General features: G+C 63.9%; 29 protein-coding genes and 1 pseudogene. 14 read left to right on the top strand and 16 right to left on the bottom strand.

Annotated elements, in window-relative coordinates; translation table 11 throughout:
* The first annotated feature begins 3 nt into the window (after positions 1–3).
* From ACLFLU_RS00730 to ACLFLU_RS00715, 4 genes are all read left to right on the top strand, one after another.
* Positions 4–765: an SDR family oxidoreductase gene (locus ACLFLU_RS00730; RefSeq protein ID WP_426410475.1), complete on the top strand. Its 762-nt coding sequence runs from the start codon at positions 4–6 to the stop codon at positions 763–765.
* A 280-nt stretch (positions 766–1,045) separates the two neighbouring features.
* The gene (locus ACLFLU_RS00725; RefSeq protein WP_426410474.1) at positions 1,046–1,600 is read left to right on the top strand and encodes a fasciclin domain-containing protein; all 555 of its coding nucleotides are present in this window, start codon (positions 1,046–1,048) and stop codon (positions 1,598–1,600) included.
* 172 nt (positions 1,601–1,772) lie between these two features.
* Entirely contained in the window at positions 1,773–2,402 is a 630-nt protein-coding gene (locus ACLFLU_RS00720) for a cytochrome b/b6 domain-containing protein (protein WP_426410473.1), read from the top strand.
* Positions 2,403–2,414: 12 nt separating this feature from the next.
* Positions 2,415–3,197: a molybdopterin-binding protein gene (locus tag ACLFLU_RS00715; RefSeq protein WP_426410472.1), complete on the top strand. Its 783-nt coding sequence runs from the start codon at positions 2,415–2,417 to the stop codon at positions 3,195–3,197.
* Here the strand turns inward: ACLFLU_RS00715 and ACLFLU_RS00710 are convergent.
* A complete protein-coding gene (locus ACLFLU_RS00710) occupies positions 3,184–4,383 on the bottom strand; it encodes a YbfB/YjiJ family MFS transporter (RefSeq protein ID WP_426410471.1) in 1,200 nt (399 codons plus the stop codon). The two genes, ACLFLU_RS00715 and ACLFLU_RS00710, sit on opposite strands and share 14 nt — an antisense overlap.
* Before the next feature lie 132 nt (positions 4,384–4,515).
* Between ACLFLU_RS00710 and leuB the strand changes: the two genes are divergently transcribed.
* Positions 4,516–5,628, top strand: coding sequence for a 3-isopropylmalate dehydrogenase (gene leuB, locus ACLFLU_RS00705; RefSeq protein ID WP_326897751.1), 1,113 nt, complete (start codon positions 4,516–4,518; stop codon positions 5,626–5,628).
* A gap of 155 nt (positions 5,629–5,783) precedes the next feature.
* Positions 5,784–6,422: a DapH/DapD/GlmU-related protein gene (locus ACLFLU_RS00700; RefSeq protein WP_426410470.1), complete on the top strand. Its 639-nt coding sequence runs from the start codon at positions 5,784–5,786 to the stop codon at positions 6,420–6,422.
* Positions 6,423–6,494: 72 nt separating this feature from the next.
* On the opposite strand, the gene ACLFLU_RS00695 is transcribed toward ACLFLU_RS00700, so the two are convergent.
* Together ACLFLU_RS00695 and ACLFLU_RS00690 are read right to left on the bottom strand one after the other, a co-directional pair.
* Positions 6,495–6,884, bottom strand: coding sequence for a hypothetical protein (locus ACLFLU_RS00695; RefSeq protein WP_426410469.1), 390 nt, complete (start codon positions 6,882–6,884; stop codon positions 6,495–6,497).
* Positions 6,885–7,040: 156 nt separating this feature from the next.
* Positions 7,041–7,829 (bottom strand): hypothetical protein, encoded by a 789-nt coding sequence (locus ACLFLU_RS00690; protein WP_426410468.1) that lies wholly within the window; start codon positions 7,827–7,829, stop codon positions 7,041–7,043.
* A gap of 116 nt (positions 7,830–7,945) precedes the next feature.
* On the opposite strand from ACLFLU_RS00690, the gene ACLFLU_RS00685 reads away from it, so the two are divergent.
* Positions 7,946–8,980: an aspartate-semialdehyde dehydrogenase gene (locus tag ACLFLU_RS00685; protein ID WP_426410467.1), complete on the top strand. Its 1,035-nt coding sequence runs from the start codon at positions 7,946–7,948 to the stop codon at positions 8,978–8,980.
* Between the two features lie 201 nt (positions 8,981–9,181).
* Here ACLFLU_RS00685 and ACLFLU_RS00680 read toward each other — a convergent pair whose 3' ends face one another.
* Positions 9,182–9,826 carry a carbonic anhydrase gene (locus ACLFLU_RS00680; protein ID WP_426410466.1) on the bottom strand — a complete coding sequence of 215 codons (645 nt, stop codon included), beginning with the start codon at positions 9,824–9,826 and terminating at the stop codon, positions 9,182–9,184.
* A 112-nt stretch (positions 9,827–9,938) separates the two neighbouring features.
* Between ACLFLU_RS00680 and ACLFLU_RS00675 the strand changes: the two genes are divergently transcribed.
* Entirely contained in the window at positions 9,939–10,820 is an 882-nt protein-coding gene (locus ACLFLU_RS00675; protein WP_426410465.1) for an HpcH/HpaI aldolase/citrate lyase family protein, read from the top strand.
* 14 nt (positions 10,821–10,834) lie between these two features.
* Complete coding sequence (locus ACLFLU_RS00670) at positions 10,835–11,206, top strand: hypothetical protein (protein WP_426410464.1); 372 nt, start codon at positions 10,835–10,837, stop codon at positions 11,204–11,206.
* Between the two features lie 37 nt (positions 11,207–11,243).
* On the opposite strand, the pseudogene ACLFLU_RS00665 reads toward ACLFLU_RS00670, so the two are convergent.
* Positions 11,244–11,586: pseudogene (locus tag ACLFLU_RS00665) on the bottom strand (hypothetical protein); the annotation flags it as partial.
* A 440-nt stretch (positions 11,587–12,026) separates the two neighbouring features.
* Between ACLFLU_RS00665 and ACLFLU_RS00660 the strand changes: the two are divergent.
* A complete protein-coding gene (locus tag ACLFLU_RS00660; RefSeq protein WP_426410463.1) occupies positions 12,027–14,174 on the top strand; it encodes a TonB-dependent receptor in 2,148 nt (715 codons plus the stop codon).
* Positions 14,175–14,199: 25 nt separating this feature from the next.
* Here ACLFLU_RS00660 and ACLFLU_RS00655 read toward each other — a convergent pair whose 3' ends face one another.
* The 4 genes from ACLFLU_RS00655 to ACLFLU_RS00640 all read right to left on the bottom strand — a co-directional run bounded on the left by ACLFLU_RS00655 (position 14,200) and on the right by ACLFLU_RS00640 (position 16,920).
* Positions 14,200–14,619 (bottom strand): hypothetical protein, encoded by a 420-nt coding sequence (locus ACLFLU_RS00655; RefSeq protein WP_426410462.1) that lies wholly within the window; start codon positions 14,617–14,619, stop codon positions 14,200–14,202.
* 280 nt (positions 14,620–14,899) lie between these two features.
* Positions 14,900–15,685 carry a hypothetical protein gene (locus tag ACLFLU_RS00650; protein ID WP_426410461.1) on the bottom strand — a complete coding sequence of 262 codons (786 nt, stop codon included), beginning with the start codon at positions 15,683–15,685 and terminating at the stop codon, positions 14,900–14,902.
* A gap of 139 nt (positions 15,686–15,824) precedes the next feature.
* Positions 15,825–16,430 carry a 3-isopropylmalate dehydratase small subunit gene (leuD, locus tag ACLFLU_RS00645; RefSeq protein ID WP_254147245.1) on the bottom strand — a complete coding sequence of 202 codons (606 nt, stop codon included), beginning with the start codon at positions 16,428–16,430 and terminating at the stop codon, positions 15,825–15,827.
* Positions 16,431–16,518: 88 nt separating this feature from the next.
* On the bottom strand, positions 16,519–16,920 hold the full coding sequence (locus ACLFLU_RS00640; protein WP_426410460.1) for a metallopeptidase family protein: 402 nt from the start codon (positions 16,918–16,920) through the stop codon (positions 16,519–16,521).
* Positions 16,921–17,076: 156 nt separating this feature from the next.
* Between ACLFLU_RS00640 and ACLFLU_RS00635 the strand changes: the two genes are divergently transcribed.
* Entirely contained in the window at positions 17,077–17,361 is a 285-nt protein-coding gene (locus tag ACLFLU_RS00635; RefSeq protein WP_426414186.1) for a hypothetical protein, read from the top strand.
* A gap of 7 nt (positions 17,362–17,368) precedes the next feature.
* Here the strand turns inward: ACLFLU_RS00635 and ACLFLU_RS00630 are convergent, their stop codons facing one another.
* Positions 17,369–17,578: a hypothetical protein gene (locus ACLFLU_RS00630; RefSeq protein ID WP_426410459.1), complete on the bottom strand. Its 210-nt coding sequence runs from the start codon at positions 17,576–17,578 to the stop codon at positions 17,369–17,371.
* Between the two features lie 201 nt (positions 17,579–17,779).
* Here ACLFLU_RS00630 and ACLFLU_RS00625 point away from each other — a divergent pair, with 201 nt between their 5' ends.
* Positions 17,780–18,040, top strand: a complete 261-nt coding sequence (locus ACLFLU_RS00625; protein ID WP_426410458.1) for a hypothetical protein — start codon at positions 17,780–17,782, stop codon at positions 18,038–18,040.
* A gap of 148 nt (positions 18,041–18,188) precedes the next feature.
* The gene (locus tag ACLFLU_RS00620; protein WP_426410457.1) at positions 18,189–18,734 is read left to right on the top strand and encodes a hypothetical protein; all 546 of its coding nucleotides are present in this window, start codon (positions 18,189–18,191) and stop codon (positions 18,732–18,734) included.
* A gap of 95 nt (positions 18,735–18,829) precedes the next feature.
* Here ACLFLU_RS00620 and leuC read toward each other — a convergent pair whose 3' ends face one another.
* The 6 genes from leuC to ffh form a co-directional block, all read right to left on the bottom strand.
* A complete protein-coding gene (leuC, locus tag ACLFLU_RS00615) occupies positions 18,830–20,236 on the bottom strand; it encodes a 3-isopropylmalate dehydratase large subunit (RefSeq protein WP_426410456.1) in 1,407 nt (468 codons plus the stop codon).
* 324 nt (positions 20,237–20,560) lie between these two features.
* Entirely contained in the window at positions 20,561–20,941 is a 381-nt protein-coding gene (gene rplS, locus ACLFLU_RS00610; RefSeq protein WP_092233923.1) for a 50S ribosomal protein L19, read from the bottom strand.
* A 109-nt stretch (positions 20,942–21,050) separates the two neighbouring features.
* Positions 21,051–21,806 (bottom strand): tRNA (guanosine(37)-N1)-methyltransferase TrmD, encoded by a 756-nt coding sequence (gene trmD / locus ACLFLU_RS00605; RefSeq protein ID WP_426410455.1) that lies wholly within the window; start codon positions 21,804–21,806, stop codon positions 21,051–21,053.
* Between the two features lie 107 nt (positions 21,807–21,913).
* Entirely contained in the window at positions 21,914–22,492 is a 579-nt protein-coding gene (rimM, locus tag ACLFLU_RS00600; RefSeq protein ID WP_426410454.1) for a ribosome maturation factor RimM, read from the bottom strand.
* 9 nt (positions 22,493–22,501) lie between these two features.
* A complete protein-coding gene (gene rpsP, locus ACLFLU_RS00595) occupies positions 22,502–22,834 on the bottom strand; it encodes a 30S ribosomal protein S16 (RefSeq protein ID WP_014438992.1) in 333 nt (110 codons plus the stop codon).
* Between the two features lie 85 nt (positions 22,835–22,919).
* Positions 22,920–24,464, bottom strand: coding sequence for a signal recognition particle protein (ffh, locus tag ACLFLU_RS00590; protein WP_426414185.1), 1,545 nt, complete (start codon positions 24,462–24,464; stop codon positions 22,920–22,922).
* A 436-nt stretch (positions 24,465–24,900) separates the two neighbouring features.
* Between ffh and ACLFLU_RS00585 the strand changes: the two genes are divergently transcribed.
* Positions 24,901–25,965: an MBL fold metallo-hydrolase gene (locus tag ACLFLU_RS00585; RefSeq protein ID WP_426410453.1), complete on the top strand. Its 1,065-nt coding sequence runs from the start codon at positions 24,901–24,903 to the stop codon at positions 25,963–25,965.
* Positions 25,966–26,051 lie beyond the last annotated feature (86 nt).

The raw sequence follows: 26,051 nt of genomic DNA, 5'->3' as shown, positions 1-26,051 counted from the left end.
GGCATGGCAAAAAACGGGAAACGCGTGGCCTGGGTCACGGGCGGCGGCAGCGGGATCGGGGAAGCCGGCGCCGAGGCGCTCGCGGCCGACGGCTGGATCGTCGTGGTCTCCGGCCGCCGCAAGGACGCCCTGGAGACCGTGGTCGCGAAGATCGGCAAGGCGGGCGGGACCGCCGAGGCGCTTGCGCTGGACGTGTCCAGCGCCACTGAGGCCCAGAAGGCGGCCGATCACATCGTCGCCAGGCACGGCCGGATCGACCTGCTCGTGAACAATGCCGGCATCAATGTCCCCAAGCGCAGCTGGAAGGACATGGAACTGGACGGCTGGGACAAGCTGGTCCAGGTCAATCTCAACGGCGTGCTCTATTGCATGCGCGCGGTGCTGCCGACGATGCGCAAGCAGCAGGACGGCTCGATCATCAACGTCTCGTCATGGGCCGGCCGCCACGTCTCGAAAATGCCGGGCCCGGCCTACACCACGACCAAGCATGCGGTGCTGGCCCTGACCCATTCCTTCAACATGGACGAATGCGTCAACGGCCTGCGCGCCTGCTGTTTGATGCCGGGCGAAGTGGCGACGCCGATCCTGAAACTCCGCCCGGTGGTGCCGAGCGAGGAGGAGCAGGCAAAGATGCTGCAATCCGAAGACCTCGGCCGCACCATCGCGTTCATCGCGTCCATGCCGCCGCGCGTCTGCATCAACGAGCTCCTGATCAGCCCGACGCACAATCGCGGGTTCATTCAGACGCCGCACAACAGGGATTGAGACGCAGAGCGCGTCATTCTCCCCTCGTCGTCCCGGTCCCGGATCTGCGCTGCGCTTGTCCGGGACGACAGCGGAGTGTGTGGCGCGTTCGCTCACACACGGCCTCCCCCGCGCATAGTTTCACGCATCACGATAAATTATTGTTCGAAACCACTTCGCAGACCCTCCCGTAGTTCGGATCAACGACGCGCGACAGCCTCACGTCAAACTGTCGCAGCCGCCGTTGTTGCCCCAACGAACGCCGGCAATCGCCGGCCACAATCCAATCGGGAGTTTCTCCATGTCGAAGCGCATTGCCTATCTCACCGCCGCAGCCTTCAGCGCGCTGGCCATCACCGCGACCGTCGTCGCGCCGGCCCGTGCCGAGGAAAAGACCGTCATGGTCGGCGGCGCCGCGATGTTCCCGTCGAAGAACATCGTCCAGAACGCCGTCAATTCGAAGGACCACACCACGCTTGTTGCGGCGGTGAAGGCGGCCGGTCTCGTCCCGACGCTGGAAGGCAAGGGCCCGTTTACGGTGTTCGCGCCGACCAATGCCGCCTTCGGCAAGCTGCCGGCCGGCACCGTCGACACCTTGGTCAAGCCTGAGAACAAGGCGACCCTGACCAAGATCCTGACCTACCATGTCGTGGCCGGCAAGCTCGAGGCCTCCGACCTCACCGACGGCAAGAAGCTGAAGACCGTCGAGGGCGAGGAACTCACCGTCAAGAAGCAGGACGGCAAGACCTGGATCGTCGACGCCAAGGGCGGCACCTCGATGGTGACGATCGCCAACGTCAATCAGTCAAACGGCGTGATCCATGTGGTCGACACCGTGCTGATGCCGGCGACCTAACACCGCGCAACCCTGTTTAGTCCCCCTGAGCAGGGATGAACGGCAAGGCGAGCCGGGGGTACCCCTGGCTCGCTTTATTGTGAGAAGCTGTCGTCAGATTCGCAGATTTGCGGGCGTAACGAACGCAGGCGGCTGGCGTATCATCGTCAACGCGATCTCACAGGACGGAACCATGTCGAGCCTAGTCACAGTCGATGAGCATGTGGGTGCCACCCCGGCCAAGACCATACAGCCGGCCTGGGTCCGGGTCATGCACTGGACCAACGCGGTCGCGATGATCCTGATGATCCTGTCGGGCTGGCAGATCTATAACGCCTCGCCGCTGTTCAATTTCAGCTTCCCGCGCGAGTACACGCTCGGCGGCTGGCTCGGCGGGGGCCTGCTCTGGCATTTTGCGGCGATGTGGCTCTTGATGGTTAACGGCCTCGCCTATCTCGTGACTGGCTTCGCGACTGGCCGGTTCCGCAAGAAGCTGCTGCCGATCACGCCGGCGGGCGTGATCCACGACGTCAAGGCGGCGCTGACCTTCAAGCTCAGCCATGACGATCTCAGCGTCTACAATTACGTGCAGCGCGCGCTCTATGCCGGCATCATATTGGTCGGCGTGCTGATCGTGCTGTCCGGCCTGTCGATGTGGAAGCCGGTGCAATTGCATTGGCTGGTCACGCTGTTCGGCGATTACCCGACCGCGCGCTACGTCCATTTCTTCTGCATGGCCGCGATCTGCGCCTTCCTCGTCATCCACGTCTTGCTTGCGCTGCTGGTGCCGAAGAGCCTGCGCGCGATGATCATCGGCCGCTGAGGGAGAAGACACATGGCCAAGCGTTCATTCCTGATCCCCGGCGTCGACAAGCGGCTACTGATCAAGGACTCGCTCAAGACGATGCCTGATGTCACCCGCCGCCGCTTCATCGCAGGCGGCGCCAGCCTCGGCGCGCTGACGCTGCTCACGGGCTGCGACGTGGTCGATTCCTCGTCCGCCGATGCGCTGCTGGCAAAGGTGTCGAAATTCAACGACGCCGTGCAGGATTTCATCTTCAATCCCGATGCGCTGGCGCCGACGTTTCCCGAGAGCGCGATTACAAAGCCGTTCCCGTTCAACGCCTATTACGATCTCGACGATGCGCCGGAGGTCGATGGCGATGCCTGGAAGCTCGAAGTGCGCGGCCTCGTCGACAACAAGAAGTCCTGGACGCTGCCCGAGCTCACCAAGCTGCCGCAGTTCACGCAAATCACCCGCCACATCTGCGTCGAAGGCTGGAGCGCGATCGGCAGCTGGACCGGCACGCCGCTGCGCGATTTCCTGAAACTGATCGGCGCCGACACGCGCGCGAAATATGTCTGGTTCCAGTGCGCCGACAAGGACGGCTACAATTCGCCCTTGGACATGCGCACCGCGCTGCATCCGCAGACCCAGATGACGTTCAAATACGCGGGCGAGATTTTGCCGCGCGCCTACGGTTTCCCGATGAAGATCCGCGTGCCGACCAAGCTCGGCTTCAAGAACCCGAAATACGTGATCTCGATGGAAGTCACCAACGACTACAAGGGCGGTTATTGGGAAGATCAGGGGTATAATTCGTTTAGTGGGAGCTAGGCGTCGGCCCCACCTTCCGCTGGCACAACGCCAGCACCGCCCCCAACGCCAGCAATGCCGCCGACACATTCAGCGCGTAACTCAAGCTCCCCAGCGCATCCGTGATCGCGCCCACCACGATCGGGCCGAGCGTCTGGCCGACGCCGAACGAGATCGTCATCGCCGCGATCGCGGTCGGCCATTCCTCATGCGGATAATTGAATCGGACAAAGGCGGTGGTCGATCCGACCACCGCGAAGAAGGCGACGCCGAACACCACCGCCGAGGTCGCAAGCCAAGCGGTCGAATGTCCGAGCATCGGCAGGCCGGCGCCGATCGCGTTGGTGCCGAGAATGATGGTGGTCGCAAGCCCGCCGCGGTCGAGCGCGAGCACGCGGCGCCAGACCCAGGGCGTCACGAACGCACTCATGCCGATCAAGCCCCAGAATCCCGCTTGCGCCGCGGCGCCGCCGCCGCTGTCGCGCACATAGGCGATCATGAAGGTCATGTAGGCGATGTAGCCGGCGCCGAACAGGAAATAGGCGGCGAGATAGATCAGCACCGGAAGGATCGCGAAGGAGGCGTGGCTGGCTTGCGTGAAGCGCGCCCTGCTCTCGATGCGGATCAGGAACAGCGGCACGGTCATCACGGCGGAGAGCAATGTCAGCGCCCACCACACCATCCACCACGAGCCCGGGCCGAAATGCTGCAGCGTGAACGGCGCGATCAGCCCGGAGGCGAGAATGCCGACGCCCGGCCCCGCGTAGAACAGGCTGAGCAGGAAATTGGCCCGCGCGGGCTGCGACTGCGCGATGGTCGCCGCCAGCGCGCCGCCGGCGACGAAGCCGGCCGCAGCACCCAGGCCGAGCACGAGCCGCGCCAGGCTCAGCGCGACGAAATTGCCGGTCAGCGCGCAAGTGGCAAGCGCGGCGAGGCAAGCCAGGGTTCCGCCGCGGATTGCCGCCGCCCAGCCGACGCGCTGGATCAGCCGGGACGCCACAAGCGCGCCGACGAGATAGCCGACGGCGTTGATGGTGTTCATGAAACCGGCCGCCGAATAGGACCAGCCGAGGCTCTCCCGCATGTCCGGCAGCACCAGCGCATAGGCAAAGCGGCCGATGCCGAGCCCGACCGTCGCGGCCAGCGACAGGGTCAGGATCAGCCGCGCGGTGTGTGCGTCGGGTGGGGGGCGCTCAGGGGCGTGCAAGGGATACTCCGGCCTGTGCAGTGTGGCAGGCCCTGCCCGCTTTGCACAGCCGCGCGGCGGCAATGGTGTCTTGCCAAGCGCGCAACGCCGCTCTAGCACTCCGGCCGAATTTCGATCTCAGAGGAAACGACCATGGCGACCCATAAATTGCTGCTGCTCCCCGGCGACGGTATCGGCCCCGAGGTGATGGGCGAGGTGAAGCGGCTGATCGATTGGCTCAATTCGGCCGGGATCGCCAAATTCGAGACCGATACCGGCCTCGTCGGCGGCTCCGCCTATGACGCCCACAAGGTGTCGATCTCCGAGGGCGATATGGCCAAGGCGCTGGCCGCCGACGCCATCATCTTCGGCGCGGTCGGCGGCCCGAAGTGGGATGCGGTGCCCTACGAGGTGCGCCCCGAAGCCGGCCTGCTGCGCCTGCGCAAGGATCTCGCATTGTTCGCCAACCTGCGCCCGGCCGTGTGCTATCCGGCGCTGGCCGATGCCTCCAGCCTGAAGCGCGAGGCGGTCGAGGGTCTCGACATCGTCATCGTGCGCGAGCTCACCGGCGGCGTCTATTTCGGCGAGCCCAAGACCATCACCGATCTCGGCAACGGCCAGAAGCGCGCCATCGATACCCAGGTCTACGACACCTATGAGATCGAGCGCATCGGCCGCGTCGCCTTCGAGCTTGCCAGGAAGCGCAAGAACAAGGTGACGTCGATGGAGAAGCGCAACGTCATGAAGTCGGGCGTGCTCTGGAACGAGGTGATGACCCAGGTCCACAAGCGCGAATACCCGGACGTCACGCTCGAGCACCAGCTCGCGGATTCCGGCGGCATGATGCTGGTGAAGGCGCCGAAGCAATTCGACGTTATCGTCACCGACAATCTGTTCGGCGACATGCTCTCCGACATCGCGGCGATGCTGACCGGATCGCTCGGCATGCTGCCCTCGGCCTCGCTCGGCGAAGTCGACGTCAAGAGCAAGAAGCGTAAGGCGCTGTACGAGCCGGTGCACGGTTCGGCGCCTGATATCGCGGGCAAGGGTCTCGCCAATCCGATCGCGATGATCTCGTCGTTCGGCATGGCGCTGCGCTATTCCTTCGACATGGGCGCGCTCGCCGACAAGGTCGACGCCGCGATCGCCGCTGTGCTCGCAAGCGGCCTGCGCACCGCCGACATCAAGTCGGAAGGCACCACGGCCGCCTCGACCACGCAGATGGGCGAAGCGATCTTGAAGGAATTGCAGAAGCTGCACGCGTGAGGCGGGCACAGCTCTTGTAGGGTGGGTTAGCCTTGCGGACTGCGCGAAGCGCAGACCGCTTGGCGTAACCCACCTCTTCTGCCTCCTTGGAAACTAAAGCGGTGGGTTACGCCTTCGGCTAACCCACCCTACGGTCCGTCATCGGAGCCCGCCTCATGGACGCCTCTTCCCGCCCCAAGATCGCGGAAACCATCATCCATGAAACGGTGCGTCAGCGCGAAGCGCAGATCGGGCGGCGCTGCGAGATCCTCAGCCACACGCGCATCGAATATGCCTCGCTTGGCGACTACTCCTATCTCGGCGAGAACTGCGACGTTGCCGATGCATTGATCGGAAAATTCACCGCCATCGCCAACTCGGTGCGGATTGGCGCGCCGAACCATCCTATGGGCCGCGCGTCGCAGCATCGCTTCACCTATGTCCCCGAATATTACGACGCGACGGCGAGCCGCGATCGCGACTTCTTCGCGGATCGCCGCGGCGACCGTGTCATCGTCGGCAATGATGTCTGGATCGGCCACGCCGCGATCCTGCTGCCGGGCGTGAGCGTCGGCGACGGTGCGGTGATCGCCGCGGGCGCGGTGGTCAGCCGCGATGTCGAGCCCTACACGATTGTCGGCGGCGTCCCCGCGCGCCCGATCCGCAAGCGCTTTGATGATGCCGTCGCGGAAAGCCTGCGCCGCATCGCCTGGTGGGATTGGCCGGATGAGCTGATCTTCGAGCGCCTCGCCGATTTCCGCTCCGAGGCGATCGAAGAGTTTTGCCGGCGTTACGATCCGGCGGCCAACGCGTGAAGCGGACGCACCTTCCAAAAACAAAAAGGCCGGGCGTGAGCCCGGCCTTTTGATTCGGTCGATACGTCCGCCTCAGTACAGCGGGAAATTCTGCGGATAGCCGCCGAGATCGGACGGCGTGGGCAGCGGCTGGCGATCGATCGGGCGGTTGTTGTTCTCGCGGGCGAAGGACGGATAGCCCACCGCCGGCGGGAAGGCGTAGTCGCTGAACTTGCGATCGCCCGGATTGACCTCGGTGCCGCCGTCGAGCCAGGAGCGCTTGCTCACATAGATACGGGTGCGGCCCTGCTGATAGACCGCATTGGGACCGCTCGGGCCGTAAACGGGCCGGCCGCGATCGTCATAGCGCTGCTGCTTGGTCCTGGTGTCGGCCGAAGCCGGCGTCGCGAAGGCCACGGCAATCGCGGCGCCCGCCGCAAGCAATGTCGCCAGTTTGTTCGCGGTAAGGAAATTCGAGCTCATCACGTCCCCTTCAGGCGGCAAGCCGCCAGTCGATTTCGCCCCATACTAGCCCGGCCGGGGTGGCCGCAACTAGGTCAATTCAGTCACACCGCGCCGGAATAATCGTGCGTGCCGGCAAAAGTTGCATGGATACCAGCTACTTGAGCTTGATAAGGATCAAAGCGCGCCACGCAATTGTGCGTTGGCGGCGCCCAGCAGCCAGTCGGCAGAGCCGGCGGGATCGCAGGCGCGGCGCTTCAGCTCGGCATGGGCAAACAATTCCGCGAGCTTCGGCTCGTTGCCCGAGGTCAGCAGCGTCAGCCGGTTCAGCGTGCAGGCGATCGCCGCACGCCGGGCCGGCATGCTGTCGCCCTGGCAGGAGAAGCCGGAGATCTGCAAGCCAGGCTCCTCGTTGCGCTTGAGGTAGCCGAGGCAGGCCGGTGTCCCATCCGCCGCGACGGTTGGCCGGAACAGGACGACGGGGCCGAATTTGGTGTCGATCAGGCCGGCCTGCTCGAGCGCGGTGGCCGCTCCCAGGCCCATCTGGACGGCGAGGCCTGCGGTCGCCGGCCGCGTCACGTCGAATTCGCTGCCTTCCCGGTAGATATCGAGCTCGGCCATGGGCTTGTCCGCATCGCCAGTCCAGTGCATCACGTCGCGCCGGCCGCCTTCGGGATGCCTGAAGATGGTGTAAGAGGCTGTTTTCTCTGATGAATCGAGCCGGCTGAGCGCAAAGGCCGGGTGCGACCGGTCCGCGACAGCCCAGCCCGGCCTCGCAGCGGGCTCATCGTCGCGCAAATCCGGCAGCTGGCCGAGACCCGCAAGCGCGAGGATGGCAAACAGCGCCAGCGTCCCCACATAGGCGAACAGGCGCGCCAGCGTGCCGACCACTTCGTCGGCGAAATTGGCGAGCGCTAAATGGATTTGGGTGGGCGTTGCGGCCGTGCTGGCCTCAGGCGACTGCATCCATGGCCTTCAGGCATGGTCCAACGTTGTCTTGAGGCCGGTTCTCGCATAGAAGCGCTGCTCTTCCTGTTTAAGCGTCAGCTTCAGGAACGGGCTTTTTCATCGGAGAGTGAACGATGGGTTACAAAGTCGCAGTCGTCGGCGCGACCGGCAATGTCGGACGGGAAATGCTCAACATTCTGGATGAGCGCAAATTCCCCGCGGACGAGGTCGTGGCCCTGGCGTCACGCCGCAGCGTCGGCGTCGAGGTCTCCTATGGCGACCGCACCCTGAAGTGCAAGGCGCTCGAACATTATGATTTCTCCGATGTCGACATCTGCCTGATGTCGGCCGGCGGCGAGGTGTCGAAGGAATGGTCGCCGAAGATCGGCGCCGCCGGCGCGGTCGTGATCGACAACTCTTCCGCCTGGCGCATGGATCCGGACGTGCCGCTGATCGTGCCGGAAGTGAACGCGGATGCGACCGCCGGCTTCAAGAAGAAGAACATCATCGCCAACCCGAACTGCTCGACCGCGCAGCTCGTGGTCGCGCTGAAGCCCTTGCACGACAAGGCCAACATCAAGCGCGTCGTGGTCTCGACCTATCAATCGGTGTCGGGTGCCGGCAAGGACGGCATGGACGAATTGTTCTCGCAGACCAAGGCCGTCTACACCAACCAGGAACTGGTCAGTAAGAAGTTTCCCAAGCGTATCGCCTTCAACGTCATCCCCCACATCGATGTCTTCATGGAGGACGGCTATACCAAGGAAGAGTGGAAGATGATGGCGGAGACCAAGAAGATTCTTGATCCCAAGATCAAGCTCTCCGCGACCTGCGTGCGCGTGCCGGTGTTCGTCGGCCATTCCGAGGCCGTCAACATCGAGTTCGAGAATCCGATCAGTGCGGACGAAGCGCGCGATATCCTGCGCAAGTCGCCCGGCTGTCTCGTCATCGACAAGCAGGAGGCGGGCGGCTACGCCACGCCGTATGAAGCGGCCGGCGAGGACGCAACCTACATCAGCCGCATCCGCGAGGACGCGACGGTGGAGAACGGTCTCGTGCTCTGGTGCGTGTCGGACAATCTGCGCAAGGGTGCCGCGCTCAACGCGATCCAGATCGCGGAAGTGCTGATCAACCGCAAGCTGATCAGCGCGAAGAAGAAGGCGGCGTAAGGAATTCTCTCCCGTCATCCCGGACAAGCGCGCCATAGGCGCGCGCAGATCCGGGATCCATAACCACAGGACGTGGTTTGGCGCGAAGCTCGTAACTCCGGGTCTTCGCAAAATTATTGCTGCGGCGTATGGGTCCCGGATCTGCGCTTGCGCTTGTCCGGGGCGACGATCTCGTTTGACGCGGCAGCTTACGAAATCGGCCTACACCACGCTCCGCGCGCTCTTGAATTCCTTGCTCGCCTGGTCCAGCACGAACAGCGTTCCCTCGGCGACGCCGAAATAGGCGCCGTGCAGCTGCATCTGGCCGCTCTCGACGGCCTTGCGCACGAACGGGAACGTCATCAGGTTCTCCAGGCTGCGGAACACCGCGGCCTTCTCGATGCGCTCGACGAATTGCGCCATGGTTTCGTGGTTGCGCTGCTCGACCACCTCGCCCGGCTTGATGAACATCTGCATCCATTTGCCGATGAAGTCGCCGGGCGTCAGCGGCTCGATCTTGTCGACGAAGGCGCGGATGCCGCCGCATTGCGCGTGACCGAGGATGACGATGTGCTTCACCTTCAGCACCGTCACGGCATATTCGAGCGCGGCCGAAACGCCGTGCGCGTTGCCGTCGGGCTGATACACCGGCACCAGATTGGCGATGTTGCGGACCACGAACAATTCGCCCGGGCCGACGTCGAAAATGGTCTCCGGCGCGACACGGCTATCGCAGCAGCCGATCACCATCACTTCCGGGAACTGTCCCTTCACCGACAGCTCGCGATAGCGGTTCTGCTCGGCCGGCAACCGCTGAGTGGCGAAGGCGTTGTAGCCTTCCAGCAAATGCTTCGGGAATGTGATCATGGCCTATGCCTAATCATATACCGGTATCGTGAACAAGCCTTTCGAATAGGCAGGCCAGATGCTATCGGCTTCGGCCATAATATAGAGACGAGCAAACCGGAAGGAACGTAGCATGACCCGCCCGCGCCGCAGCCATCTGTTCATGCCCGGCTCCAATCCCCGCGCCCTTGAAAAAGCGCGGAATCTCGCCGCCGACGGCCTCATCCTGGACCTCGAGGATTCCGTCGCCCCCGATGCCAAGGGAGTGGCGCGCGACGGCATTGCCGCTGCGATCGCGGCTAAGGGTTTCGGCAGGCGCGAGATCCTGATCCGGACCAACGGCCTCGACACGCAATGGTGGGCCGATGACGTCGCGATGGCGGCCAAGGCGTCGCCGGATGGCATCCTGGTTCCGAAAGTTTCAAGCATCGAGGATCTCCAGACCATCGGCCACCATCTCGCCGAGCTCGGCGCCGCGCCGACACTGAAGGTCTGGGCCATGATCGAGACCGCGCGCGCCGTGCTGCATGCCGAGGAGCTGGCCGTGGCCGGCCGCGATCCGAAGACGCGCCTCGCTGGTTTCGTGTTCGGCCCGAACGACATCTCGCGCGAGACCCGCATCAAGATGATGCCCGGCCGCGCCGCGATGATCCCGATGATCACCCATTGCATCCTGGCGACGCGCGCCGCCGGCCTCGAGATCCTCGATGGCCCCTACAGCGACATCAACAATCCCGATGGCTTTGCCACCGAATGCGCGCAGGGCCGCGATCTCGGCTTCGACGGCAAGACGCTGATCCACCCATCGCAGATCGAGGCCTGCAACGCGATCTTCACGCCGCCGGAGGAAGACATCGCGCGCGCCCGAAAGATCATCGCGGCGTTCGAGCTGCCGGAGAACGTCTCGCGCGGCGCGATCCGTCTCGATGGCGCCATGGTGGAGCGCCTGCACGCCGACATGGCGCGGCGTACGATCGAGATCGCGGATGCGATCGCGGCGATGGGGAAAGGCTGAGATATGATGTCTTCATGACAAGCCGCCCGACCGTCGCGGCCATGCTCGCACCGCTTATCTTCTTTGAGGGGCGATGCACGGACAAGGAAACGCTTCGAAAGCTGATTGCGCTGGCGAATGATCGCTCGCGGCGCAAAGAGGCTCATGTCCTGTTTTCCGAGATCAGGCGAAAGACATTGGCGGCGGAGCAGCGCAATGATCAGCTGGCTCTCGCTCAGTATTCATTCGAAGAGGTTTGCGCCAAGACGCTCTACAACATCTCTGGTGAGCCGGCGCCATTTGATCCCGACTCTCCGTTTTGGGTCCTGCCGCTTGCGTTCGAATTAGGAAGGATGCTCGGCGTCGTGGACGCCGCTGATATAAGTCCGCTGCTGAGAGTGAAGTAAATCCCGCTTTCGTGCAGGGAAACCACGGGCCCCAGCTTCAGCGCGGCACGACGTCAGCGCGATCAAGCGATTCCAGCGTCGCGGCGTTGCCGCAATAGCCGTGGTAATTTTCAACGACCGTGCCGGTGACGAGCTCAAGATTGCAGCGTGCTTTGGCATAGCGAGCTGACCCGCTCCATGTCGCGCAGCAGGAGCGGCTGCGCGCGCTGCAGGCGGTCGCTGTCGATGCCAAGCTGCTCCGGCAGTTGCGGGAGTTCGTCGGCCGCGTGCCGGCCGTAGCGGACCAGTTCTTCCAGATCGTCAGGCGCGATCCTGAGATCGTTCGCGATCCGATCGAAATCGGAGCGATCGAGCAACCTCATCTCGCGCTTCGAATCCCTCATCTGGCGAGCTGCGACAATTACTCGCATCCGCCGGACCGCAGCCTCTCGATGCGGGCTTCGAGCCGATGTTGCGCGGAGGCGTGTCGCGCGAATGTACGCGGGATTCAAGGCGTCATGCTTGCCGGCGCTTGTCGTTGCGTGGAATCAAAACGTCAGCCGATGACGTTCTCTTCTGCGCGAGGCACCAGGATTACTCTCAAAACATTAGATGCCTTCCATTTGGCTAAACGCTCCGCGTCACTTATTCCACGCCCCGTCTCATCGACGCGATGAGACGGGGCAAAAAGAAAAGACGTCGGGGTTTTATGATTCGCGACTTGAATTGCGCACGCGCATTTGCGCCCGTGTGCGTGTCTGTGCTGTTGACCACGACATCGTCGTTCGCACAGCAATCCAACCTTCGACCGCCGGCGGGACCCGGACAGTCGCTTCCTCCAGTGACCGTATCCGCACCGGAACGCCGCGCTGCGCCCGTCCGGAGACAGCATGCGTCGAACTCAGCGCGCACGAGGCATCAGGCCGACGGACGCCAGAGCGCGCCGGCGGCAAGCGCAGCCGCAACGGTCGGTGCGCAGCGTGCCGCATTGCCGGTGCCGTATGTCGGCGGACAAGTCGCGCGAGGCGGCCAGCTCGGCCTGCTCGGCAACAAAGACTATATGGAAACGCCGTACAGCCTCACCAGTTATACGGAGAAGACCATTCGCGACCAGCAGGCGACCAGCGTCGCCGAAGTTCTGACCAATTCCGATCCGTCCGTACGTGCCGCAATCGGCAGCAGCAACCGCTATGACGCGCTGACCATTCGCGGCTTCCGTGTCGAAAACAGCGAGATCGCATTGAACGGGCTGTATGGTCTCGTGCCGGCCTATCGCATCAATCCGGCGCCGATCGAACGCATTGAATTGCTCAAAGGCCCGGCGGCGTTCCTCAGCGGTATGGCCCCGCAGGGAAGCATCGGCGGCAGCGTCAATGTCGTGACCAAGCGTGCCTACGACGACCTGACGCGCCTGACCGTTGGCTACATGTCGAACGCCCGCTTCGGCACGGAGGTCGACGTGGCGCGCCGCTACGGGGATCAGAAGGAATGGGGCGTCCGGTTCAATGGCGGGTTCGACGGCGGAAACACGACGATCGATCGCCAATCGGTGCGTGACGGTGTTGGCTCGCTCGGCGTCGACTATCGGGGCGAGCGCTTCCGATGGTCGGCCGACGTCATCTATCAGGACGACTGGATGAAGGCGGCGGCTCGTGGCTATACGCCGGTCAAGGGCATCGCGGTGCCGAATGCGCCTGATCCTCGCATCAACCTCGCGCAGCCCTTCGACTATGCCCGAGCAAAGAGTCTCACGGGTCTGACGCGCGCCGAGTACGATTTGTCGAACAACGTCACTCTGTTTGGCGCCATCGGCGGCAACCAGTTCGGTTACGACAAGCGCGAGGCGCCGGGAGCGACGCTCCGCACGACCTCGGGCGATGCGCTGTCAACGTCGCGCTTCCAGACCGGAAAGTCCGAGGGCGTGTCCGGCGAAGCCGGTGTCCGGGCCCGTTTCGACACGGGTCCGGTCAGTCACGAGGTGGTTGTCAGCGGCAGCGCCTTGAACCGCACGGATTGGCTCGGTCAGACCAACTACGGAAACTATCTGACGAATATCTACACACCAACAATCCTGGCGAGCCCGGGTACGCCGGTATCTTCGTTTCCGGAAGGCAAGTCGGCCTTTCTTGGGCTTCGAAGCGTTGGTGTTGCTGACACCCTGTCGATGATGAACGGAATGCTCCAGGTGATCGTCGGAGCCCGGCAGCAACAGGTCATCGCGAACAGCTACGACACTGTCAGTGGGTTGGAAACGACCCACTACGATCAGAGCGCCACATCGCCTTCCGTGGCCCTGCTGGTGCGGCCGATCAAGGAAGTGTCCTTCTATGCAAGCTACATCGAAGGTCTCACGCCCGGGCCGACGCCTCCCTCCGGCGCAGCTAATACCAATCAGGTGTTCGCTCCGTTCAAGACCAGGCAGTACGAGGTCGGTACCAAACTCGATCTCGGACGTTTCGGCGCGAGCCTGGCGGCGTTCCAGATCAGCCTGCCCAGCGGGGTCACTGATCCCATCACCAAGATCTACAGCCTCGACGGCGAGCAGAGAAATCGCGGCATCGAGCTCAATACTTTCGGAGAAATCGGCCCTGGCCTTCGGGTTCTGGGCGGTGTGACCTATCTCGACGCGCGTCTCACGAAGACCGATGGGCACCTCTACGACGGGAATCATGCGATCGGTGCTCCAGGCTGGCAGAGCAATCTCGGCATCGAGTGGGATGCGCCATTCCTGCCCGGACTGACGGCGACGGCGCGCACGATCTACACCAGCCGGGCCTATGTCAGCGCCGACAACATCCAAAGCGTGCCGGCCTGGATGACCTTCGACATCGGTGCGCGTTATGCGACCAGTCTGGCGGGGCGGCCCACGACGTTCCGCGCTTCCGTTACCAATCTATTCGACAATCGCTACTGGATCGGCAATCCGACCGGCTACGTGATCAGCGGCATGCCGCGGACGCTGTGGCTGTCCATGTCAGTCGATTTCTAAAGCGGAACAGATTCGTTGCGCCGCGTTAGCGCGGCGCGACGTCGGCGCGGTCGAGTGACTCCAGCGTCGCGGCATTGCCGCAATAGCCGTGGAAATTTTCGACGACCGTGCCGGTGACGAGCTCCAGATTGCAGCGTGCCTTGTGATGGCACAGCGAGCAGACGCGTTCCATGTCGCGCAGCAACAGCGGTTGCGCCTGTCCGAGCCGTTCTGCGCTGATGCCAAGCTGCTCCAGCATTTGCGGCAGCTCGTCGGCCGCGTGCCGGCCATGGCGGACCAGTTCTTCCAGATCGTCGGGCGCGATCCTGAGATCGTTGGCGATGCGATCGAAATCGGAGCGATCGAGCTGCCGCAACTCGCTCAGCTCGCGGCGATGCTTCAGCCAGCCGGCAAAGGACTCGATGAGGTCCTGGACGATGGGATAAGGCCTGCTTGCGGTGCTCATGGCGAAGCTCCATTGGGTCATGCGATGAGAGCAAGACTAGGCACAATGGTGCAGGAGCGCGTTGCGCTGGATCAAATTGAGAATGAGGTGAGAGACGCCGCTCTCGTACCCCGGACGCGGCGCCGCGCGAACAACCACCGCTGTCGTCCCGGCGAAAGCCGGGACCCATACCGCGTGATCTTTCGGTTGTGGGCAGTAGGCGTACTGAACTGCCGATCTTCGCCAAACTACTCCCTGTGGTTATGATCCCGCCTTTCGCCGGGACGACAGCGGAGAGAGCTCAGCTGAACCGCTCCGTCGCCCACGCATACAGGCTGCCGGGGATCGGCTTCTCGCCACCTCGTCCCTTGGGCGAGATGTGCAGGCCGATGATGTCAGGGTTGGTGACGAGGCCGAGATAGCTCGAGGGATCGAAGAACAGTTTTGGCTCGGCGTGCACGGCGTAGAACGATTGCTTCGGCAGCGCGAATCTCAACTCACCGGTGCGGCGCGCGAGCGCGGTGAGTGCCGCCGGCCCGAAGATCGCGACGCGAATATCAGAGAGACGGTTCGAGCCGCCGCGCAGGCGACGCATCGCAAAGGTGATGCGGTGGCGCACCGACAGCCAGTTCGGCGTCAACTCCTCCTGCTCCATGAGCTCTTCGAAGGCCGCGACGATGCCGTGCTGCGGCGGCAGGTAGATCACGGAGTTGCCGAGCTGGCGCGGCCGCTCCCAGGCGAAGTACGGTTTTGCCGGATCGATCTCGACGGGCTTGAGCAACAGCACGTCGGCATCGAGCCAGAGACCGGCACTCTTCGCCATCAGCTTCATGCGGAAGAAGTCGCTGAACTGCAGCGTGGTCCAGTCGCGCCAGCTGCCGTCCGGCTGCGGCGGCCGCAGCCGTTCAGAGAACGCGTGCGGCAAGATCGCTTCGGCATCGGCATTGCCGACGCCCGCCGGAAGACCCGGGATGGTGTCAAAGCTGTAGACCGTGACCTTGTGACCGGCAGCGAGCTGCGAGCGCAGACAGGTCTGGCGCAGCGCGTCCATCGGGCCATGCCAGAAGGTGACGATCTCGGGCAGCATGCGTGCAGCTATACGGGATATCGCGGGCAAAGAAAAAGCCCCGGCGCGGTTGACGCGCCGGGGCTCGAACGAAAATCAGAGCATGATCCGGAAAAGTGTGCAGCGGTTTTCCGAATAGATCATGCTTAAAAATATGAACTCAGGCCCAGGCGCGTTCGCGCTTGAGCTTGTCCTCGTAGGTGTCGATCGACGACTTCTTCTCCATGGTGAGACCGATGTCGTCGAGGCCGTTGATCAGGCAGTGCTTGCGGAACGGATCGATCTCGAACTTGACCTTGCCGCCGTCGGGACCGCGGATCTCCTGGTTCGGCAGGTCGATCGTCAGCGTCGCGTTGGCGCCGCGCTCGGCGTCGTCGAACAGCTTGTCGAGGTCTTCCTGGGCAACGCGGATCGGCAGAATGCCGTTCTTGAAGCAGTTGTTGTAGAAGATGTCGCCGAACGAGGTCGAGATCACGCAGCGGATGCCGAAATCGAGCAGCGCCCAGGGCGCATGCTCGCGGCTCGAGCCGCAGCCGAAATTGTCGCCGGCGACCAGCACCTTCGAATTGCGATAGGCGGGCTGGTTGAGGACGAAATCCGGGTTCTCGCTGCCGTCGTCCTTGTAGCGCTGCTCGGAGAAGAGCCCCTTGCCAAGCCCCGTGCGCTTGATGGTCTTGAGGTACTGCTTCGGAATGATCATGTCGGTGTCGACATTGATGATCTTCAGCGGCGCCGCGACGCCTTCCAGCGTGGTGAACTTGTCCATGGTTGCGCTTCCCGAGGGTGGTTAGGGACCGCGTATTTATCGCGATCGGGGGCCGAATCCTAGGCCGATTTGGGCAGATCTCGTCTGCTTAACCCGTCTCTTGAGCCTCAATCGCCGCCATATCGTCGTCCGAGAGGCCGAAATGGTGGCCGATCTCGTGGATCAGCACGTGACGGACGATGTGGCCGAGGCTTTCGTCGTGCTCGGCCCAATAGTCCAGGATTGGCCGGCGGTAGAGCCAGACCATGTTGGGCAGCCGCGCCACGTCGCCAAGGCTCTGCTGGGGCAGGCCGACGCCCTGGAACAGGCCGAGCAGGTCGAACTCGCTCTCGCATTCCATCTCGTCCAGGACCTCCTCGGTGGGGAAGTCATCGACGCGGATGATCAGGCCCTCACACAGCCTTCGAAATTCCGCCGGCAGGCGCTCGAAAATGTCGTGCGCCGTCACTTCCATCTCGGCCAGCGAGGGCGCCTTCAGGTCCGTCCACATGCGCCTGTCTTAGCGTGGGTTCCGCAGCGATGCATCCGGCTTTATAAGGGCTGCGAGGTTGACGGGCGCCGCCAAAACGGGGAGCTTGGGGCCTCGATGGGGATGGTTCGGGTGGGCGGTAAAATGCGAGCAAAAACAGCGCTGACGCTACTGTGCATGGGGTTGTTTTCGCAAGTTTGCGTTGGTGGCGCACATGCGCAGACTGCTGGCACTGTGGTCCGTATGGCCCAGGCCGCCTCGCCCGACGACGTCCCGCCGCCGCGCAGGCGGCCCCAGACCCGCCTCCGCGTCACGCCCTACTACACGCCTGACGGCGTCTATCCGCGCTACAACCCGGGCCCGGACGCGGTCCGCGAGTGCAACGCCACCTATGTGCAGGAATTCCGGCCGAGCGGCACGGTGATCGTGCCGCATATGAGCTGCTACTGGCGTCGCGGCTGATACGCGCTCAGTGCCTGCGCAGCGCGCCGATCAGCCCGGCACCGACGACGAGCGCAGAGGCGCCATAGACCAGGATCGCCATCACGAGCTGCGTCAGCGGACTTGCCGTGCCGCCATGGACGCCAGGCCCTTGCGAGGCCAGTGCTGAACTCGCGCCGAGCAGGACGCTCACCGTGATCGCGAGGTGCGATATCCGCAATGCTCGAAACTGTGCCATGACCATCTCCTGCATTCGCTCGACCAGAAGATACGTGCGTGGATGACGGCTGGTTTTCGTGGCGCCTGAAATGTTGCGCCGATGCGCAGGAACTTGCCTGTTCGCCGCGTCGGTCGAGTTGAGAACGGGCCCGCATGACGGGCCTGTTTTAACTTGCAGACGGCCTCGTGAAGCCCGCATGCTGCGGGCGTGGAGGTCGTGATGGCGAAATGGATTGCATTGGCCGTTGTTGTTGGGCTTGCCGCAGGCCTGTCTCCCGCTTCTGCCGCGCAGAGAGTGACGAAGCTGCCGGATGCGTCCGCAGGCCGCGCGGTGTTCGATGGGCGGCGACACGTGCAATACGATGTTGCGCGATACACTCCGCGCCCTGATCCGCACTATTACGCGCGGCCGGTCTACTATCGGCCTTATCCCTACGGCGTTCCTGCGCCGTTCGTGTTCGGCTATGGGCCGTGGTGGTGATGTCACGCGCGGTGCGCGGACGTCGTTCATTCACGAGGCATTCACGTCGCTGTCCCTAATTTATGTTGGGAGCGACAGCAAACGAATAAGGGTAACGCGAGCCGGGAACGAGCATCGCGACTCGCTGTCCGGATTCAGGGAGAATTCCATGCTGAGGATGTCTTGTCTCGGGACAAGCTCGATGCGCCTGCTCGGACTTGCGGCCGTTGCCATGCTGATGCTGTCGGCCGGGACTGCGCGTCGCGCTGAAGCTATGACTCCCATCAATCCGACGGCGCTGCCGGCGGCGAAGGCTGCGACCGACGACGTGATCACGCAGGTTCGTTATGGCGGTGGTGGCGGCGGTCATGGCGGAGGTGGAGGCTTCCACGGCGGCGGTGGCTTCCATGGTGGTGGCGGGCATTTCGGCGGCTTCCACGGTGGTGGTTTTCATGGCGGCGGTTTCCGCGCTGCGCCGGCCTTCCACGGCGGCGGCTATCGCTACGGCGGATTTCACCGCTATGGCGGATATGGCTATCACCGCCACTGGGGCGGCTACTATCGCTCCTATTACGGCTATCGCCACTTCCACCGGCGCTATTACTACGGTGGCTACTATCCCTATTATCACTATCCGCGCCGCTGCCGGATCGTCTGGACCTATTACGGTCCCCGCCGCATCTGCCGCTGGCACTATCCGTACCGCTATTGGTAGGCAGGCAAATAAAAAGGGCGCCCTCGAGGCGCCCTTTGTTTGTCGCGCGGCCTGAAGCGAGTCTTGCCGCAGTCACGCGAATGTTGGAGATCGGCTCAGCGCCATTCCCTGACGTCAACGAAGTGACCCGCGATCGCTGCCGCCGCCGCCATCGCCGGCGACACCAGATGGGTGCGGCCCTTGAAGCCCTGGCGGCCCTCGAAGTTGCGGTTCGAGGTCGAGGCGCAGCGCTCTTCCGGCTTCAGCTTGTCCGGGTTCATCGCAAGGCACATCGAGCAGCCCGGCTCGCGCCATTCGAAGCCGGCCTTGATGAAGATCTTGTCCAGGCCTTCAGCTTCGGCCTGCTCCTTCACGATGCCGGAGCCCGGCACGACCATGGCGTTGACATGGCCGGAGACCTGCTTGCCTTCCGCGATCTTGGCGGCGGCGCGCAAATCTTCGATACGGCCGTTGGTGCAGGAACCGATGAAGATGCGGTCGAGCTTGATGTCGGTGATCTTCGTGCCCGCGGTCAGGCCCATATATTTCAGCGCGCGGTGCTTCGACAGACGCTTGGCCTCATCCGTGATCTTGTCCGGATCGGGCACGAAGCCGGTCACCGAGATCACGTCCTCGGGGCTTGTGCCCCAGGTCACGATCGGCGGCAGTTTTGCTGCATCGAGCCGCAGCTCGTGGTCGAAATGCGCGCCCTCGTCGGAGCGCAGTTTCTCCCAATAGCGCATCGCCGCATCCCAGTCCGCGCCCTTCGGTGCCTTCGGGCGGCCGTGCAGGAAGTCGAACGCCTTCTGGTCGGGCGCGACCAGACCGGCGCGCGCGCCGCCTTCGATCGACATGTTGCAGACCGTCATGCGGCCTTCCATGCTGAGCGCGCGGATCGCTTCGCCGGCATATTCCAGCACGTAGCCGGTGCCGCCCGCGGTGCCGATCTCGCCGATGATGGCGAGGATGATGTCCTTGCCCGTCACGCCATCAGGCAATTTGCCGTCGACGGTGACGCGCATGTTCTTCGCCTTCTTCTGGATCAGCGTCTGCGTCGCCAGCACGTGCTCGACCTCGGAGGTGCCGATGCCGTGCGCGAGCGCGCCGAACGCGCCATGCGTCGACGTGTGGCTGTCACCGCAGACGATGGTGGTGCCGGGCAGAGTGAAGCCCTGCTCGGGGCCGATGACGTGGACGATGCCCTGGCGCTTGTCGAACTCGTTGTAATATTCGATGCCGAATTCCTTGGCGTTGTCGGCGAGCGCCTTGATCTGCTCGATGCTCTCCGGATCCGGGTTCGGCTTGGTGCGATCGGTGGTCGGCACGTTGTGGTCGACGACGGCGAGCGTCTTCTCGGGCGCGTGCACCTTGCGGCCAGTGGCGCGCAGGCCTTCGAACGCCTGCGGCGAGGTCACCTCGTGCACCAGATGGCGGTCGATATAGAGCAGGCAGGTGCCGTCATCGGCTTCGTGCACCAGATGATCGTTCCAGATCTTGTCGTACAATGTGGTCGGCTTGGACATGAGCTTCAGCTCCGAACAATGTGTGTCAGCGAAATGCGCGGGCTCGCGCGGGGCAATCGTCTTCAGCGCAGCCTTTAAGCTGCGGGACTAAGCTCTGACGTTGCCGAGGTCGCGAAGCGTCCGAAGAACCGGCCAGGCAGCCGCGAGCGATCGTCGATGACGACGCGCTGGGGGGTGACGAAGCTGGTCAGATCTGGAAACATTCCAGGAATATATAGCAGGCCGATTTGGAAGCGCGAGGGCTTTGACGCGCACGGCTGACGCAACAAAAAAGCGCGGGGCGTTTGGCCCCGCGCTTTTCGAAACTCGTCGGTAAGCGAAAGCTTACTCGTTGACGGCCTTGGCGTGCTCAGTTTTCTCGACGATGCGGGCCGACTTGCCGCGGAGATTGCGGAGGTAATAGAGCTTGGCGCGACGCACCTTGCCGCGGCGCACCACCTTGATCGAGTCGATCATCGGCGACATCACCGGGAACACGCGCTCCACGCCTTCGCCGTAGGAGATCTTGCGGACGGTGAAGCTCTCGTTGAGGCCACCGCCGGAACGACCGATGCAGACGCCTTCATAGGCCTGCACGCGGGTGCGGTCGCCTTCGACGACCTTCACGTTGACGATCACGGTGTCGCCGGGACCGAATTCCGGAATGTCCTTGCCGGCGGACAGCTTGTCGAATTGCTCTTGCTCGAGCTGCTTGATCAGGTTCATGGGTAAATCTCCATCGGCGCGCCCAGCCTTGGTAACGGGGGCTGCGCGAAATTCGTTTATCCAGCCATTGCGGATGTGGCCGCTCCTATAAGGCAAGCCGGAGCGTTTGTCACCCGTCTGTCTTGTTTTTTGGCGTTTTTTGGCGTCCGGGCCGATTCGGGGCTTTGGGCGGGATTTCGGCCCATAAATCGGGCCGCCGGGCTGCCGTCAGGGCCTCGGATTGCGCCCGCCGCCAGGCCGCGACCTTGGCATGGTCGCCCGAGGTCAGGATCTCCGGGATCGGAACCCCCTCGAACAGCTGCGGCCGGGTGTATTGGGGGTATTCGAGCAGGCCGTCGGAAAAACTCTCCTCGGTTCCCGAGGCTTCCTTGCCCATGACGCCCGGCAGCAGCCGGACGCAGGCGTCGATCAGGGCTAGCGCGGCGATTTCGCCCCCTGACAGCACGTAATCGCCGATCGAGACCTCCTCCAGGCCGCGCGCGTCAATCACCCGCTGGTCGATCCCCTCGAACCGCCCACAAACGATCAGGGGACCGGGGCCCTGGGCGAGCTCGGCGACACGGGCCTGGGTCAATGGCCGACCCCGCGGGCTCATCAGCAGCTTTGGCCGGTCCGGGGCAATTTCCACGGCGTCGATCGCCGCCGCCAGAACGTCCGCCCGGAGCACCATGCCTGGGCCACCGCCGGCCGGGGTGTCGTCGACGCTGCGGTGGCGGTCAGTGGCGGAGGCTCGGATGTCGCGCGCCTCGATCTCCCAGAGGCCCGAGGCCAGCGCGCGGCCGGCCAGGCTCACGCCGAGCGGTCCCGGAAACATCTCCGGAAACAGCGTCAGCACCGTCGCGCGCCAGGATGAGGAGGTGGTCATCGTGCTTCTAAAATCCGTCGTCCCGGCGAAGGCCGGGACCCATAGCCACCGCAGTTAATTTTGCGACGGCTGGAGCCATCAGCTTAGCCAAAAACCACGTCCTGTGGTTATGGGTCCCGGCCCCCGTGCGATTTGCGCACTAGGCCGGGACGACTCGGAGAGGGGTCTTCGTCTCCGTCCCTGTCGCCCTCTATCTCCTGAGGCAGCGCGATCAAGACGCGGCCGCCGGCGATATCGACCTCAGGCACCACTGCGTTGGTGAACGGCAGCAGCATCGTCGCGCCCTTGAGCGGCGCGATCTCGATGATGTCGCCGGCGCCGAAATTGTGGATCGCAAGCACGCGGCCGAGCGCATCGCCTGCCGTGGTGACGGCGGCGAGCCCGATCAGATCGGCGTGGTAGTATTCGTCCTCATCGGTCGCGGGCAGCTTTTCGCGCGCGACATAGAGTTCGATTCCGTTGAGGCGCTCGGCCTCATCGCGGGTCGTGACGCCCTTGAAGGTCGCGACCAGATGGTCCTTGGCTTCACGGGCCTGCGCCAGCTCGAACTGGCGCTTGCCATCCTTGGAGAGAAGCGGACCGTAGCGCTTAACGGCAAAGGGATCTTCGGTGAAGGTCCACAATTTGACCGCGCCGCGCACACCATGCGCGGCGCCGATCCGCGCGACGCAGATCAGCGCCGACATGGATGAGCCTTAGCCCTTCGCAGCGGCTTCGGCCTGCGCCTTGCGCTCCTTGCGCGGCACGGCCTTCTCGGGGTTGTTGCGCGCTTCGCGCTTCTTGACGCCGGCGGCATCGAGGAAACGCGACACGCGGTCCGAGGGCTGCGCGCCCTTGGCGAGCCACGCCTTCACCTTGTCCATGTCGAGCTTCAGGCGGGTCTCGTTGTCCTTCGGCAGCAGCGGGTTGAAATAGCCGAGACGCTCGATGAAGCGGCCATCGCGGGGGAAGCGCGAATCGGCGACGACGACGTGATAGACGGGACGCTTCTTGGTACCTGCGCGGGCGAGGCGGATAACGACGGACATCTAGTTCTCCTTCAAAGTACGTTTTGTTCGGTTGATTGGTATTCCGCGTTGCGTGAGACCGGTGCGATCCCTCGCGACGAATTCCTCATTTCTTCTTGCCTGGAAAACCGCCGAGGCCCGGCAGCGTCGGCTTGCCGCTCAGCCCGGTCAGTCCGGGAACGTTCGGCAGGCCGGTGCGAAGACCTGCCGGCATATCCTTCGGCAGGCTGGGCAGACCCTGTCCGCCACCCTGCATTTTTTCCTGCAACGCCTTCATCTCCTCGGGCGAGGGCGGCTTCATGCCGCCGCCAAAGCCCATCGCCTGCGCGATGCCGGCGAGCGGGCCACGCTTGCCGGAGCCCATGGCCTTCATCACGTCGGCCATGTTCCGGTGCATCTTCAGGAGCTTGTTGACCTGCTCGACGCTCTGGCCGGAGCCGGCAGCGATACGCTTCTTGCGGCTGGCCTTGAGCAGGTCGGGATGACGGCGCTCGTCGCGCGTCATGGAATCGATCACCGCGACCTGGCGCTTCAGGATTTTGTCGTCGATCCCGGCGGCCGCGATCTGGTTCTTCATTTTGGCGATGCCGGGCATCATGCCCATCAGGCCGCTGATGCCGCCCATGTTGGCCATCTGCAGCAGCTGCTCGCGCATGTCGTTGAGATCGAACTGACCCTTGCGCATGCGCTCGGCGGTGCGCGCGGCCTTTTCGGCGTCGATATTGGCGGCGGCGCGTTCGACCAGCGAGACCACGTCGCCCATGCCGAGGATGCGGCCGGCGATACGGTCGGGATGGAAATCCTCCAGCGCATCGGTTTTTTCACCGGTGCCGATCAGCTTGATCGGCTTGCCGGTGACGGCGCGCATCGACAGCGCAGCGCCGCCGCGGCCGTCGCCGTCGACGCGCGTCAGCACGATGCCGGTGAGGCCGACGCGCTCATCGAAGGCGCGCGCAAGATTGACCGCGTCCTGACCCGTCAGGGAGTCCGCAACCAGCAGCACTTCATGTGGGTTTGCAGCAGCTTTGATCGCTGCGGCCTCCGCCATCATCTCTTCGTCGAGCGTGGTGCGGCCGGCGGTGTCGAGCAGCACGATGTCGTAGCCGCCGAGCTTGCCGGCTTCGAGTGCGCGCTTCGCGATCTGCGGCGGCTGCTGGCCGGCGACGATCGGCAGCGTCGGAATGTCGAGGTCGCGGCCGAGCACGGCCAGCTGCTCCATCGCCGCCGGGCGATAGACGTCAAGCGAGGCCATCAGCACCTTGCGCTTGTCGCGCTGGACCAGGCGGCGGGCGAGCTTCGCAGTGGTCGTCGTTTTGCCGGAGCCTTGCAGGCCGACCATCATGATCGGCACCGGCGGCACGGAATTGACGTCGATGGTCTGGCTTTCGGCGCCGAGCGTGTTGATCAGCTCGTCATGGACGATCTTGACCACCATCTGGCCGGGCGTGACCGACTTGACGACGGTGGCACCAATCGCCTGCTCGCGGACGCGTTCGGTGAAGCTGCGCACGACCTCGAGCGCGACGTCGGCCTCGAGCAGCGCGCGGCGCACCTCGCGCATCGCGGCGTCGACGTCTTTTTCGGTCAGCGCACCGCGCCCCGTCAGACGATCGAGAATGCCGCCAAGCCGTTCCGACAGATTGTCGAACAATGCCATTGTCCTTTTTTACCTCGCCCCGCCTGCGGGGAGAGGTCGCCGCGTCCTTACGCGGCGGGTGAGGGGGTACGGGACTATCCACGCGCGCCACACGCGGAGAGAGCCCCTCACCCCGACCCTCTCCCCGCAAGAGCGGGGCGAGGGAGAAGAAAGTCCAAACACCTTTGCGCCCGAGGGCGCATAGCGCTGTCGGGCGTTGACCTCCGGCTCGAGGGCCAGGCGGCGGGTCGAAAAGAAAGCCTTTCCGAGAAAGTGGCGGGGTTAAACGCCGCTCGCGCCCAAAAGTCAAGGAAAGTTAGGGTGGCGGGACGCCTTTGCCAGGGCAAGGCCTTGAAAACAGGGCGTTTCCCGCGATGGGTTCCTTTTTCGGCGACCCCGCCCATATAGCCGGTGATGTCTTACCGCCCCGACCATCCCTAAAGTCCGCCCCGTGCCGATCACCCGCCGCAGCCTTTTCGGATTGCTTGCCGGTGTCGGCGCGCTGGTTGGCGTCCCGTCCTTCTGGATGTCCCGCATGAAAACCTATGACGGCCCAGTCTCCGACCATTTCGACGGCCTGCACTTCTTCGATCCGGACGGCGCGCCGCCGAGATCGCTCGGGGAGGTGTTGCGCTGGCAATTCGGTGGCCGGGGGCAGCGCGCGAGCTGGCCCGACTGGGCACCAAGCCCCTATGCCGACACCCCGCCGGCGCGGGTCGCTGGTGGCAAGGCGCGGTTGTCCTTCGTGGGCCACGCCAGCTGGCTGATCCAGACCGGCGGCCTCAACATCCTCGTCGATCCCGTCTGGTCCTCGCGGGTGTCGCCGGTCAATTTTGCCGGGCCGAAGCGGCACAACGATCCCGGCATCGCCTTCGATCATTTGCCGAAGATCGACATCGTGCTGGTCTCGCACGGCCACTACGATCACCTCGATCTCGCGACGTTGTCGCGGCTCGCGAAGAATTTTGCGCCGCGCGTGGTCACCCCGCTCGGCAATGACGTGACGATGCGGAGCGCCGACTCCACGATCAAGGCGGAGGCGTTCGACTGGCACGACCGCGTCGAGCTCGGCAATGGTGTCGCCGTGACGCTGGTGCCGACCCGGCACTGGTCGGCGCGCGGCATGTTCGACCGCAACAAGGCACTGTGGGCGAGCTTTGTGCTGGAGACGCCTGCGGGGAAAATCTACGTCGTCTGCGATTCCGGCTATGGCGATGGCGGACATTTCCGCCGCGTCGCCGAGAAGCATGGTCCGCTACGCTTGGCGATTCTTCCCATCGGCGCGTACGAGCCGCGCTGGTTCATGCGTGATCAGCACATGAACCCGGAGGATGCGGTGAAGGCACTAGATGATTGCGGCGCGCAAGCCGCGCTCGGGCATCATCACGGCACGTTCCAGCTGACCGATGAAGCGATCGACGCGCCGGCCAAGGCGCTGGCGGAAGCGCTCGGTGCCGCGAGGATTCCGCAGGAGCGGTTCGTGGCGATGAAGCCGGGGCAGGTGGTGGAGATTTAGCTCCGCTGTCGTCCCGGCGGAGGCCGGGACCCATACCGCGTGATCTATCGGTGATGATTCGCTAGCAGTACCGCGCTGTGATGGAT

This window comes from Bradyrhizobium ganzhouense, assembly GCF_049949285.1.
In the GTDB taxonomy this organism is placed as follows: Bacteria; Pseudomonadota; Alphaproteobacteria; order Rhizobiales; family Xanthobacteraceae; genus Bradyrhizobium; species Bradyrhizobium ganzhouense.
Note: the sequence above shows the minus strand (reverse complement) of the source record. Positions and strands in the feature narration are given on the sequence as shown.

Excerpts from the sequence above, each read along its gene's own strand:
- leuB (WP_326897751.1), top strand. The coding sequence starts at position 4,516 with ATGGCGACCCATAAATTGCTGCTGCTCCCCGGCGACGGTATCGGCCCC.
- ACLFLU_RS00620 (WP_426410457.1), top strand. The coding sequence starts at position 18,189 with ATGCTGAGGATGTCTTGTCTCGGGACAAGCTCGATGCGCCTGCTCGGA.
- rimM (WP_426410454.1), bottom strand. The coding sequence starts at position 22,492 with ATGTCGGCGCTGATCTGCGTCGCGCGGATCGGCGCCGCGCATGGTGTG.
- ACLFLU_RS00680 (WP_426410466.1), bottom strand. The coding sequence starts at position 9,826 with ATGATCACATTCCCGAAGCATTTGCTGGAAGGCTACAACGCCTTCGCC.
- leuC (WP_426410456.1), bottom strand. The coding sequence starts at position 20,236 with ATGTCCAAGCCGACCACATTGTACGACAAGATCTGGAACGATCATCTG.
- ACLFLU_RS00675 (WP_426410465.1), top strand. The coding sequence starts at position 9,939 with ATGACCCGCCCGCGCCGCAGCCATCTGTTCATGCCCGGCTCCAATCCC.
- ACLFLU_RS00700 (WP_426410470.1), top strand. The coding sequence starts at position 5,784 with ATGGACGCCTCTTCCCGCCCCAAGATCGCGGAAACCATCATCCATGAA.
- ACLFLU_RS00630 (WP_426410459.1), bottom strand. The coding sequence starts at position 17,578 with ATGGCACAGTTTCGAGCATTGCGGATATCGCACCTCGCGATCACGGTG.
- ACLFLU_RS00720 (WP_426410473.1), top strand. The coding sequence starts at position 1,773 with ATGTCGAGCCTAGTCACAGTCGATGAGCATGTGGGTGCCACCCCGGCC.
- ACLFLU_RS00655 (WP_426410462.1), bottom strand. The coding sequence starts at position 14,619 with ATGAGCACCGCAAGCAGGCCTTATCCCATCGTCCAGGACCTCATCGAG.
- ACLFLU_RS00685 (WP_426410467.1), top strand. The coding sequence starts at position 7,946 with ATGGGTTACAAAGTCGCAGTCGTCGGCGCGACCGGCAATGTCGGACGG.
- rpsP (WP_014438992.1), bottom strand. The coding sequence starts at position 22,834 with ATGTCCGTCGTTATCCGCCTCGCCCGCGCAGGTACCAAGAAGCGTCCC.
- rplS (WP_092233923.1), bottom strand. The coding sequence starts at position 20,941 with ATGAACCTGATCAAGCAGCTCGAGCAAGAGCAATTCGACAAGCTGTCC.
- ACLFLU_RS00650 (WP_426410461.1), bottom strand. The coding sequence starts at position 15,685 with ATGCTGCCCGAGATCGTCACCTTCTGGCATGGCCCGATGGACGCGCTG.
- ACLFLU_RS00625 (WP_426410458.1), top strand. The coding sequence starts at position 17,780 with ATGGCGAAATGGATTGCATTGGCCGTTGTTGTTGGGCTTGCCGCAGGC.
- ACLFLU_RS00640 (WP_426410460.1), bottom strand. The coding sequence starts at position 16,920 with ATGTGGACGGACCTGAAGGCGCCCTCGCTGGCCGAGATGGAAGTGACG.
- ACLFLU_RS00635 (WP_426414186.1), top strand. The coding sequence starts at position 17,077 with ATGGGGTTGTTTTCGCAAGTTTGCGTTGGTGGCGCACATGCGCAGACT.
- ACLFLU_RS00690 (WP_426410468.1), bottom strand. The coding sequence starts at position 7,829 with ATGCAGTCGCCTGAGGCCAGCACGGCCGCAACGCCCACCCAAATCCAT.
- ACLFLU_RS00695 (WP_426410469.1), bottom strand. The coding sequence starts at position 6,884 with ATGAGCTCGAATTTCCTTACCGCGAACAAACTGGCGACATTGCTTGCG.
- trmD (WP_426410455.1), bottom strand. The coding sequence starts at position 21,806 with ATGACCACCTCCTCATCCTGGCGCGCGACGGTGCTGACGCTGTTTCCG.
- ACLFLU_RS00715 (WP_426410472.1), top strand. The coding sequence starts at position 2,415 with ATGGCCAAGCGTTCATTCCTGATCCCCGGCGTCGACAAGCGGCTACTG.
- ACLFLU_RS00725 (WP_426410474.1), top strand. The coding sequence starts at position 1,046 with ATGTCGAAGCGCATTGCCTATCTCACCGCCGCAGCCTTCAGCGCGCTG.
- ACLFLU_RS00730 (WP_426410475.1), top strand. The coding sequence starts at position 4 with ATGGCAAAAAACGGGAAACGCGTGGCCTGGGTCACGGGCGGCGGCAGC.
- ACLFLU_RS00670 (WP_426410464.1), top strand. The coding sequence starts at position 10,835 with ATGACAAGCCGCCCGACCGTCGCGGCCATGCTCGCACCGCTTATCTTC.
- leuD (WP_254147245.1), bottom strand. The coding sequence starts at position 16,430 with ATGGACAAGTTCACCACGCTGGAAGGCGTCGCGGCGCCGCTGAAGATC.